9 protein-coding genes are annotated in these 10,044 nt (G+C 59.0%); 2 read left to right on the top strand and 7 right to left on the bottom strand.

Annotated features, from left to right (window positions below):
* Positions 1-976: 976 nt before the first annotated feature.
* The 3 genes from Q0J54_RS08690 to Q0J54_RS08680 are packed head-to-tail and all read right to left on the bottom strand — an operon-like array spanning position 977 to position 3,730.
* Positions 977-1,801 carry a glycosyltransferase family 2 protein gene (locus Q0J54_RS08690; protein ID WP_296305077.1) on the bottom strand — a complete coding sequence of 275 codons (825 nt, stop codon included), beginning with the start codon at positions 1,799-1,801 and terminating at the stop codon, positions 977-979.
* A gap of 4 nt (positions 1,802-1,805) precedes the next feature.
* Positions 1,806-2,819 carry a glycosyltransferase family 10 gene (locus Q0J54_RS08685; RefSeq protein WP_296305076.1) on the bottom strand — a complete coding sequence of 338 codons (1,014 nt, stop codon included), beginning with the start codon at positions 2,817-2,819 and terminating at the stop codon, positions 1,806-1,808.
* The gene (locus Q0J54_RS08680; RefSeq protein ID WP_296305075.1) at positions 2,816-3,730 is read right to left on the bottom strand and encodes a glycosyltransferase; all 915 of its coding nucleotides are present in this window, start codon (positions 3,728-3,730) and stop codon (positions 2,816-2,818) included. Before Q0J54_RS08680 ends, Q0J54_RS08685 begins: the two co-directional genes overlap by 4 nt.
* Positions 3,731-4,133: 403 nt before the next feature.
* Here Q0J54_RS08680 and Q0J54_RS08675 point away from each other — a divergent pair, with 403 nt between their 5' ends.
* Together Q0J54_RS08675 and Q0J54_RS08670 are read left to right on the top strand one after the other, a co-directional pair.
* The gene (locus Q0J54_RS08675) at positions 4,134-5,120 is read left to right on the top strand and encodes a glycosyltransferase family A protein (protein ID WP_296305074.1); all 987 of its coding nucleotides are present in this window, start codon (positions 4,134-4,136) and stop codon (positions 5,118-5,120) included.
* Between the two features lie 14 nt (positions 5,121-5,134).
* A complete protein-coding gene (locus Q0J54_RS08670; protein WP_296305073.1) occupies positions 5,135-5,974 on the top strand; it encodes a glycosyltransferase in 840 nt (279 codons plus the stop codon).
* Between the two features lie 12 nt (positions 5,975-5,986).
* On the opposite strand, the gene Q0J54_RS08665 is transcribed toward Q0J54_RS08670, so the two are convergent.
* Genes Q0J54_RS08665 through Q0J54_RS08650 form a run of 4 tightly spaced genes read right to left on the bottom strand, consistent with a single transcriptional unit; the run spans position 5,987 to position 10,040 of the window.
* Positions 5,987-7,147: a hypothetical protein gene (locus Q0J54_RS08665; protein WP_296305072.1), complete on the bottom strand. Its 1,161-nt coding sequence runs from the start codon at positions 7,145-7,147 to the stop codon at positions 5,987-5,989.
* A gap of 14 nt (positions 7,148-7,161) precedes the next feature.
* Entirely contained in the window at positions 7,162-7,899 is a 738-nt protein-coding gene (locus Q0J54_RS08660) for a class I SAM-dependent methyltransferase (RefSeq protein ID WP_296305078.1), read from the bottom strand.
* Complete coding sequence (locus Q0J54_RS08655) at positions 7,808-9,061, bottom strand: DegT/DnrJ/EryC1/StrS aminotransferase family protein (RefSeq protein ID WP_296305071.1); 1,254 nt, start codon at positions 9,059-9,061, stop codon at positions 7,808-7,810. The genes Q0J54_RS08660 and Q0J54_RS08655 overlap by 92 nt, the downstream gene beginning before the upstream one ends.
* A 10-nt stretch (positions 9,062-9,071) precedes the next feature.
* Positions 9,072-10,040 carry a glycosyltransferase gene (locus tag Q0J54_RS08650; protein WP_296305070.1) on the bottom strand — a complete coding sequence of 323 codons (969 nt, stop codon included), beginning with the start codon at positions 10,038-10,040 and terminating at the stop codon, positions 9,072-9,074.
* Positions 10,041-10,044: the final 4 nt, after the last annotated feature.

Raw genomic sequence — 10,044 nt, 5'->3', positions numbered from 1 at the left:
CAAGGACCGCGCCGGGCCAATCCTGCCTGTCTTGTTAGACTGCCTCAAAGAATGTGCGAAAAATTCTGGACACTACCACTAATCACTCGCATATTCGGGGCAAAAGCCCTTCTGCGGCTGCGTTCACAGAGGGGGGAGCGCTGCGTCATTGGAGAATTTTCAGTTCGAAGCGCTTCGCGCTTCACCTATACGGCCTATCATTTCGCGGAAAAAATGCTGTTTGCCGCCTGGGGGGTACTGGGTGGCTCTGTGCCGCCGTGCGTTTTCTCTTCTTCAAGGACAAAACGTTCTTGCCGGCGAGTAAGGCACGCGCATCCTTTCCCGTCGGTCTGCGCCCTCGTCCGTTACCCATGCCATCAGACGCAGTGCCACTCCGCAGCGTCTGAATGCTCCCGCCCCGCAGGCATGGCGCACAAAAGCACTTCCGCGCGCATTTCCTCCGCTGGCGCAACGGCATGTTCCGTCGCCTTCAGGGATCTTTCGGGAATATCTGCCACGCCATGTTGCCAGCAGGAAGCCGGCCCAGCAAGCCTACAGCGGAGGACTATGCGTCGCCTGCGGCCGTCCTGGCAGCAAAACCGTTTCCAATGTCATCGCAGCCCCATTAACTGCACCCGCGGGGAAAAGGCGAAGCGGGCCGTGATCGCGCCGCGAGAGCAGGGCGAGGATGCCTGCCCCCCCCCAAAAGCCCGACCTGACGGGCAACCGGCTACTCCGGGTAGTGTGAGAGGGCGCCAAGGATGTGCTGGCCTGCATGGAGAGCCGCTGTCCGCATGCTTGCCGTGGCCCGTATGCCGCCTTGGATATATATGCTCGAAGGGAAGCCGCAGCCTGGACGACACTCGCACGCGCCCGCGCCCGCGAGATCCCGGCTGGCCCATACCGTGGCCTGGCTGGCAGCATGCGGACGGCCGAGGCAGGCGGACGAGGGCGGACCGGCTGCCAGAGTACAGTGGATATGTTGGGGGGAGCATCTTCACAGGTGACGTTTTCTTTCCGTGAACATCCTCCAGCGGTACCGTGCGGCCGTGCGGCCTTGGCGCAGGGCATCCAGCGGCAGCATGCACAAGGGAAAGAGCACATTGGCCCAGCGGAACCAGAACGGGAAGGCATGCTTTTTGAGCAGATACATACGCCCGGCAGCGTAGCTGGCGATCTTGGCATCAGGCGGGATCTGCGTTTTCGGCGAAGGATGGAAGACGCGGATGGAGGGGCAGCGCCAGACAGGCGCGCATTTGTGGGCCTCCAGCAGATAGTCCGTATCCTCGCCGCACCCATAGGGCAAGCCCGTACCCGGCCCAAGTTTGGGATCAAAGCGAAGGCCTTTGACGACTTGGGCACGATAAAACTGCACGCAGGTCCCGCCTTGCGAAAACAGGGCGGCGGCGGAGAGCTGTCGCTCGACATTGCTCGGCGGCGCTGCCTGAGGCGAGGGCGTCCAGAAGCCGAGCACGGCGCCGGCCTCAGGATGGCGACGGAAGGCGGCCACGACCTGTTCCAGCGTGTCCGGCGCATACCAGCAGTCGTCATCGGGAAAAACCAGGATATCCTCATCCGAGACCAGGGGGAGCAGATGGTTACGCGCCGCCGATACACCGCGTGAGGGCAGCAGGATACGGGTCAGCGGCAGAGAGGCATGGCGCGCAAGCATGCTGTCCAGCACGCCGGGCGCGTTCTGGTCTGCCAGATAGATGTGGAAACCGGCGTGGGTCTGCCGCTCCAGCGAGATCAGCAGCCTGTCCAGTTCCGTGATGCGCCCGACGGTGGCGATGCAAAGGGCAAGGCGGGGGGTATCGGCCATGATGCTAGCTGGCAAAGGGAGTGTACAAGCCGTAGCGTGCGGCCCTGCACAGGAGGGCTGTACATAGACGCCCCGTGCCATGTATTTTTTGCGGCTTTGGCAATGACGGGCAATGGCGGGCTGTTTCGTTACCGCACCGCATCAGTTTATCGAGCCTGACAAAGAGATTGTTGTCAGAAAGGACCATGTCCCTGCATTGCCGCAGGACAGGCAGGCGAGATTCCCAGGGGTCCTCCGCGATCAGCCGTTCAATAACATCGAGATTGCCGGCATCATCGTCAGGACGCAACGCCAGCATGCCTCCCTGGGGAAAATGCCGGGGAGCGTTGGGAGCGCCGAGATACACGGGAAAGGCATAGCCAAGCCAGGCATCGGAGAGCTTTTCCGTCCAGAAATTATCCATGTAGTTATTTTCAAGGACAAGATGATACCGGTAGGCATCTATGGCTTCCGCCTTATCAGCGATGGGACGTCTCCCCCGGCCGAAAATATCGATCTGCGAGCCAAAGCGAGCCTTCAGCTTCTCTACAAAGGTAATGCGCTTTCTTTGCGCTTCGGTGAACGTCTTGGTTGAGCAGATGACGGAAAGCAGTTTTGTTTTGCGCGGTACAGGCATTTCGCGAAGCTCTTGCAACGTCCTGATCCTGGATGTCTTCTCCGCCGAGGAACCATCAACGCCATAATGCCAGTTGAGGCAGGGATTCTCCAGCAAAAGGCGGGAGGCATGCCCTCCGCGGATGGGATAGGGACTGATGATCGTCCCAAACTGCCGCAGGTAGAAAGGGGAGTAGACCTTCACTTCTGGAGGCTCAGTGATGAAGACGACGCGCCGTTCCCTGGGAGCGCGCGTCAGCAAACCGGCGGGCGGTTCATCGAAAACGGCCAGCCAGTCCGTCTCCTCACCGGGATCGAGCGTAAACACGCAGGCTGACATATGCCCCTGACCGTCTTCAGTCTGCCGGAAAAAGGGCCATGCGGCATGCTGGGTAGCAAAGAGGCAGCGCGGGATCTTCATCATATGGAACTGTTTTGCGCGTGTTGGCGATGGGTCAGTGAGAGGAACGCTTTCCGCAACGGGAGCAGGTAATTATTGATATTGAGCGGATCGCGGAAGACGGCCAGTGCATACCACCGCATGGCGGCCAGGGGATCGTGCGCGACGAATGCCGAAATGACGGCGCAGCGAAAAGCCAGTGCTGACCATGCCCTGCGGCGTATGCGGCGGGGAATGCCCACATCCGCAAGGTGTTCCCGCATGACGGCCTGTTCCCCCTGCAGGGCGGCCTGTGCGTTATGGCTGGCCGATGCGGCATGTTCGCGGCTGTGCAGAATCGGGATCGCAAGCTTCCGCGCGGTATGGTTACGCAGGATGCGCAGCAAAAAGTCTCTGTCCTCGCCATGCGTGATGTCTGTCCGCCAGCGCATGTCGGGCGTCAGAAGGGAGGCCCGGCAGCAGACGCCGGAGATCGGTATGTAATGATGTATCAGCATATCCAGCCAGGGATCCCCTGTGGCCAGGTAGTTTTTCCAGATGACGGGCCTTGTCTTTCCGGTGACGCTGTCAAAGCGAATGGCATCACTCCAGACGATATCCACCTCGGGGCAGGATGTAAACATATCCAAAAATTGCGCCACTGCGCTGGGTTCCCACATGTCGTCGGCATCCAGGAAAGCGATGAAATCGCCGTGAGCCGCGTCGATCCCGGCATTGCGCGCGGCGGAGACGCCCGCGTTGGCTTGTGAGATGAGATGGAAGCGTCCATCCTGGGCACAGAATGCCCGCGCCACATCCGCGGTCGCGTCCTGAGAGCCGTCATCGATGATAAGGGCTTCCCAGTGGGGACAAGTCTGGGCAAGAAGGGATCGGCAGGTCTCCCGCAGGAACCTTTCCGCATTGTAGGCGGGGATGATGATCGAGATGAGAGACATGGCGATGGTCTATCCGCTACAGCGTTGTGGGAACGGGTATCTTCCCTGTTTCCTGAGCCAGAAAACGCCCTTGACCATGCCCGCATGATGTCGCCATTGCCCGGCAATGACGACGCCTGATCGCCGGAGATGGGACGGTGCGGAGACGCTGCTCCCGGCGATCCGCAATGGAAAGGATATGCCGGCAGGGGAGGGTGTGCGCCAGGCCGCCGGGCTGCGCTCCATCGAACGCCGCCAGCCAAGCGGCCTCAGCCCGCGCGGCAGTGCGCCGGAAGCTGTCTCTGCCACGCCTGCCGACACGGCCTTTCTTCTGATGGGGCCAGAGGGACGCCAGGGTATGCGATTGACATTGCATACGGGAGCGATTAGAGAGAGCATGATGCTGAAAAGACAGGGGTGTATCGTGACAGATGTCGATGTGGTTATCCCGCTGTATAATTGCGCCGAATTTATCGAGCAGGCCATACGCTCCGTCCAGGAACAGACCGTACCCGTCAGGACAATTATTGTCGTCAATGACGGTTCCACGGATGCCGGTCCGAAAAAAGTAGCCGCAATGGCGGCAAAAGACAAGCGGATTTTACTGCTGAACGGCCCCAACCAAGGCGCAAGCGCCGCCCGCAACAGAGGGATCCTTGCCGCCAGATCGCCCCTTGTGGCCTTTCTTGATGCGGACGACTTCTGGAAGCCGGACAAGATCGCGCGCCAGCTTGCCGTCATGGAGCAGGGCGGATTTTCCTTTTCACACACGCTTGCCGAAGCCGTCGATGAACAGGGCCATCCTGTCAATGTCCCGCTTTACGCGGGAGGTATGGATATCCCGCCAACATTTGACAACATACGACTGGGCCTGTACCCCGTCGTGGGTTCCGCCTCTGCCGTATTGACCTGGCGAGACCTGCTGCTGCGGGCCGGTCTCTTTGCCGAAAGGGAAAATTTCGGCGAAGACTGGGACATGTGGGCACGCCTGGCACAATACGGGCCGGTCGCGCGGGTGGACAGCCCGCTGGTAAGCATCCGTATACGCCTGAGCAGCGTGCAACACTCCATGTCCGCGGAAACATGGGCGCTGTCGCGACTGCACAGCCGGATCCTCGTCGCCCGCCACTGGGAAGATGATCCCGAGTTCCTGCGAGCCCATGAGCGGGCGGCGCGGCCCGACCTCTGGGCCGTGATGCGCTGGCGGCTGTCGTCGCCAGCTTCCATGCGGGAGCTGTATCACCAGCTGCATGGACATCGCCATGCCGCCGGTCGGGTGCTTGCCCGCACGCCGTGGGATTTTTTTCGCGTGCTGCTCTGGGGATGCGGCACCACGCTCCGCAAGATCATGACCTCTCCGTCCGAGCTGCTCCGCCTGTGGAGGCGGCTGCGTGCGGAACGGGCACGGTAGCCGCAGGAGGAAGCATGACGGCAACAGTCCCTTTTTTTTCCATCATAACGGCAACATGCAATGCCGCCGAAACGCTCCCCGTCCTGCTCGCCAGCCTGTCGGAACAGCACTGCCGGGATTTTGAGCTCGTGGTGCAGGATGCCCGCTCGAGCGACGGCACGCTGGCGCTTCTTGAGCGGGCGTCGGGCATCCCCGCCATCGAATTGCTCTCCGAACGGGATAGCGGCATCTATGACGCCTGGAACAGGGCCGTGGCCCGGGCACGCGGTCAGTGGCTGCTCTTCCTGGGCAGCGACGACCGCCTCTCGGACGCGGACGTTCTGGGCAAAACAGCGGAGCTGCTGCGGCAGGCCGCCGCCGGCATCTGCTTTGCCGCCGGAAGCGTACGCATGCTGGACGCGAGGGGGCGTTGCCGCTTTCAGTCCACGCCTGTGCTGCATGGCGGGAAGGCCCGCCTGGCATATGAACCTCCCGCGGCCTTTCCGGGGATCGTCATCCGCAGGGAAGTGGCGGCGGCGCATCCGTTTGATACAAGCCTCAGGATAAGCGCGGATTACGATTTTCTCTGCCGCACATGGCAGGACAGCCGGGCCATTGCCTTGCCGTTCGAAGTGTGCGTCATGCTGGAAGGGGGGATCTCCTCCCGCCCCGAGAACCAGTTTGCCGCCGCCTGGGAGAATGCCCGTGTCGCCGCGCGGCATTTTTCCGGCGTCTGGACGCCGCGCCGGGCCAGGATGCTGTGCAAGGCTGGTCTGGTGAGCTACGCCTTTCGCCTGCTGGGGCGGGCCAAGGCGGCCGCATTCCTCGATGCCGTCAGGAAATGGCGCGGTCTGCCGCCCTGCTGGACAAGATAAGCGGGGATGAAGCTAGGTGCGCTTTTGCATGGCTGTATGGCTGATACCCAGAAGTTCTGGATATATTTTTTGGAAATTTGTATCAAAATTGTAGTATCGCTCAAAAGCAAGAGAAGCATTTGATGAGAACTGATCATAATCCACTTCTATTTCTTGCAGCGCGCTGCCTATATGCGAGATAGCTTCGATAGCAATTCCACAGGGTATTTCAGTAAAAAGAGTACTGGCATTCCCAAGCGTGTTGGTAATTATCGGTATACCATGAGATAAGTAACGAGCAACTTTCTCAGATGAAAAAATTATCCTTTTTTCATTTTCGCTCCAACTTCCATAAAAAGCTAATCCGACAGAAGAAGATGCTATCAAATCTTCAATCTCATTTTGGGGAAGAAAACCCTCGGAAATGATGATATTATCGATATGATGTTTTGCTATGATCTTTTTTTCGCGTGATAAATTCGTATTGTGAAAAAGGATTTTCCAATTTTGGGGAGTTTTCCGGGAAAGTTCAACGATATCCTCTTCTTTAAAGAAATGATTATTTCCGAAAGCCAAACATATTTTCCCCATTTTCACCCGTCTTGTATTATTTTTTTCTACAGAAACAGGCAAGAATATATATTTTTTAACTTGAACTCGCTGTGATAAAAAGTCAGCTCTGCTCCTATCCTGTATCAACACAGCAGCCGCTTGCTCCATTGCTCCCAAAGATTTTTTTGAAATCGCGCCAAGTAACAGCTCATAACTAAAATCTTCTTGATCAGGAATTTCCAGTGAATAATAGATGTACGGGCAGCCAGATTCTTGAGAAAATTTTTGTGCAATCAGTCCTCCACCGCTATCAATGCCGATACATAAATCATATTTGTTGGCGGAATGAAGGAACTTTGCTCTGGTTAGTAAGATCATATCAAAAAATAAGCTGATAATTTTTCTGGAAAAAGGTAGTCTTCGATAGATGCGATGGAGAAATGTTGATAGAATCCGCAAGGGAGAAGAATCTATTTTTCTTTTATAAACTTTTACTTTTTTATGAAATTCAAGAGTTTCGTACATATCGATCATATCAATAAAATATGCATCAATATGCGCCCCCTTTTTTGCAAGAGCATTTATGAGTTGCTTCCCGTGTATTTGCAGAAACCAGTGGTAATGGATAATCGCTATACGCATAATAAATCGTATTGTTATAAGGCCAGCAGCATCCAGGCATTCCACGGCATGCCGGAGAGCATGTCATGGGCCAGCCACGCGCCTTCCGTCACAGGCGAAAAGCCTGCCTGCCTTGTCAGATAGCGCAATTCCGGCAAAAACCAGTAGCGCATAGAGTGGACCTCGCGCAAGGATGACTCACGGCCCGTGGCCTTGTCCGTCAACCGGATGTCGTAATGGACATCCACGACATCGTCGCTGATGCGATGTACGGGGCGGGCATGCCGCCGGACGCGCGTCCGCGCATCTTCCATGACGCGCTCACGCTCCGCCGGCGGATCGGTCAACACGCCCGGCCCGTACCAGAAATCAAAGAAAAAGCAGCCGCCCGGCTTCAGATGGCGGCGGGCGGTCTCCAGCAGGGCAAGGGCGTCCTCTTCCGTATTCTGGTAACTCATCACATGGAACAGGCTGGTCACGGCGTCAAAGCGCGCATCGAGCCGGACGGTCCGCGCATCGCCTTCCAGCAGGCGGGGCGGCGTCACGCCAGGCGGCAGACCCGGCGCGGCGGTCAGCGCCTGGCGGCCCATTTCCAGCATGGTGGCGGACATGTCCACGCCGGTAACGCCGACGCCCCGGCGGGCCATCTCCAGGGCATGACGCCCCGTGCCGCAGCCCAGATCAAGCAACGTGCAAGGCGTCCCCTGCCGGCGCTCCAGGCAGGAAAGGACGAAATCCGCTTCGCCCGCGTAGTCCTTGTCCTGATAAAGCACATCGTAATAGCGCGCATAATCGCCAAAGACAGTCATGGTCCCTCCTTAACGGGCAAAGGCGGCGATGACGTCGCAGACCCGGTCCCACTGCCCGCAGGTTGCTCCCGCTGGGCAGATAGAAGCCGTTGTCGGCCAGCAGGTCGGAAACCGGGTAGTCCCCGCCGCAATCGCAGCCGAATTCCTTCAGCGCCGGCTGACGGTGCATGCCGTTGAAGAACAGCCGGGTGTCGATGCCCTTTTCCCACAGATGCCCAATAAGCTCCTCGCGCGTGCGTCCATACTCGGGCGTGACCACCAGTCCGTTCATCCAATGCACGTTTTCCCCGTCCGGGGCATCCTGCTGGAGACGGATGCCGGGAATGGCGGCCAGCCGTTCCCTGTACTGCCGGCCATGCGCCTGCCGCAGGGCCGTGTACGCGTCGGCACGCTCGGTCTGGGCCAGCCCGATGGCCGCATGCAGGTTGCTCATGCGGTAATTGTAGCCGATGTGGGCATGCAGATAGGTACGCGGCGCATCAAGGGGAAAGCACATGTTCTTGTAGTAGCGGCAGGCCGCCGCCAGCTCGTCGTCATCGGTGACGACAATGCCGCCCTCGCCCGTGGTGATGTTCTTGTTGGCAAAGAAGCTGAAAGCCGCGATGCGGGACAGCCCGCCGGTCATACGCCCCTTATGGCGCGCGCCGTGCGCTTCGGCGGCGTCTTCCATGAGCCAGAGTCCGTGACGTCCGGCAAGCTGATCCAGCGCGTCCATATCGCAGGGATTGCCGAAGATGTGCACGGCCATGATGCCCCGGGTTGCCGGGGTGATGCGCCGCTCCACCGCCGTGATGTCCATGTTCCAGGTGGCGGGATCGGCATCCACAAAAACAGGTTTGGCGCCGCAGTAGCAGACGGCCAGTGCCGAAGCGATCATGGTGAAATCCGGGATGATGACTTCATCTCCCGGGCCGACGCCCAGTGCGCGCAAGGACAGATGGAGGGCAACAGTCCCGTTGCAGACGGCAATACCGTGACGGACGCCGCAATATTCGGCAAACGCCCGCTCAAAGGCGGCGACATAGCTCCCGGCGGAGGATATCCAGCCGCTGCTGACCGCATCGGTGACGTATTTCAGCTCGTTGCCCGCAAGCATGGGCTCGCAGACGGGAAGGAAGCGCGTCATGGCTGGTCTCCTATTTTTTGATATGCCTTGCTACATAGCGCGATATCTTGTGCAGCGTTGCCAGAATTCCTCCGCGTCTGAGGGAAGCGAGGGTCTCCTTGAGGTGGATCCGCATTTTCCGCGTCAACGTCTCCTTCATGTTCTGCCTGTACCACCGCTTCACCTCACGCAGCATGGCGGCATCCTCCGCGACGGGCTGGGGACGGACCGTCACCGGCGCGGCGGCGAGCTCCTGTTGCGTGTGCGTCGCGTTGTGCGAATGAGTTCCGCTGGCAAAGCCGATATTCAGGACAAGCGAGCGGGACGGATACAGCGTGTACAGCCCGCGCAGGAAAAGGGTGGCCGTCCACATCATGAACCATGAATCGACCCTGCCGGCAACGGCGTCCTCAAGAATCTTCGTCGAGGGGCAGCAGCCGTCGAAATCGAAGGCGCGGGTCATCTTCCTGCGGCGCAGTTCGCGCAGCAGGGCCGCGCCGTCAGGGCTGTAGAGCCGCCAGCGATCCCTCCAGGTGGCCCAGCCCCAGCATTCGCCCCCGCGGAGAAAAAAGGTCTCTGGCGGGGCGGGGCAGCGGTGCTTGACGCAATAGCCGCTCACCGAGCCGACGTTCGGGACATCGGCGTAACAGTCAAGGGCATCGTTCATGTATTTCAGGAAATACGGGGAAGTGAGGATGTCATCTTCCACGACGATGATCCTGTCATGTGCTTCAAGGATGGCGGATATGCCGGCGATGAGACTGTTCTTGAGTCCCCGATTCTCTTCACGCTCGATGACGGTCACCTCAGCAAAACCGCTGGCCGCGCGGGCGATGCGCCTGACGGCGTCCGTTTTTTGCCGTTCCTCCTCAGTGCGCGGTCCGTCGCAAAAGATGGTGAGGGAGGACTGATCCGCCAGCTCGTTCTCCGAAAGTGCCCGCAGGGTCCGTGCAAGATTGTCGGCTCGATTGAAGGCAAAGACAGCGATGGGCGCCGGCATGGTT

The sequence above is a fragment of the uncultured Desulfovibrio sp. genome, assembly GCF_944324935.1.
In the GTDB taxonomy this organism is placed as follows: Bacteria; Desulfobacterota; Desulfovibrionia; order Desulfovibrionales; family Desulfovibrionaceae; genus Desulfovibrio.
The sequence above is the reverse complement of the archived record's forward strand: the minus strand, read 5'-3'. Positions and strand labels throughout refer to the sequence as shown.

What these genes read in the sequence shown, in the direction of transcription:
- Q0J54_RS08690 (WP_296305077.1), bottom strand. Translation starts at nt 1,801, where the DNA reads ATGGCCGATACCCCCCGCCTTGCCCTTTGCATCGCCACCGTCGGGCGC.
- Q0J54_RS08685 (WP_296305076.1), bottom strand. Translation starts at nt 2,819, where the DNA reads ATGATGAAGATCCCGCGCTGCCTCTTTGCTACCCAGCATGCCGCATGG.
- Q0J54_RS08680 (WP_296305075.1), bottom strand. Translation starts at nt 3,730, where the DNA reads ATGTCTCTCATCTCGATCATCATCCCCGCCTACAATGCGGAAAGGTTC.
- Q0J54_RS08670 (WP_296305073.1), top strand. Translation starts at nt 5,135, where the DNA reads ATGACGGCAACAGTCCCTTTTTTTTCCATCATAACGGCAACATGCAAT.
- Q0J54_RS08665 (WP_296305072.1), bottom strand. Translation starts at nt 7,147, where the DNA reads ATGCGTATAGCGATTATCCATTACCACTGGTTTCTGCAAATACACGGG.
- Q0J54_RS08655 (WP_296305071.1), bottom strand. Translation starts at nt 9,061, where the DNA reads ATGACGCGCTTCCTTCCCGTCTGCGAGCCCATGCTTGCGGGCAACGAG.
- Q0J54_RS08650 (WP_296305070.1), bottom strand. Translation starts at nt 10,040, where the DNA reads ATGCCGGCGCCCATCGCTGTCTTTGCCTTCAATCGAGCCGACAATCTT.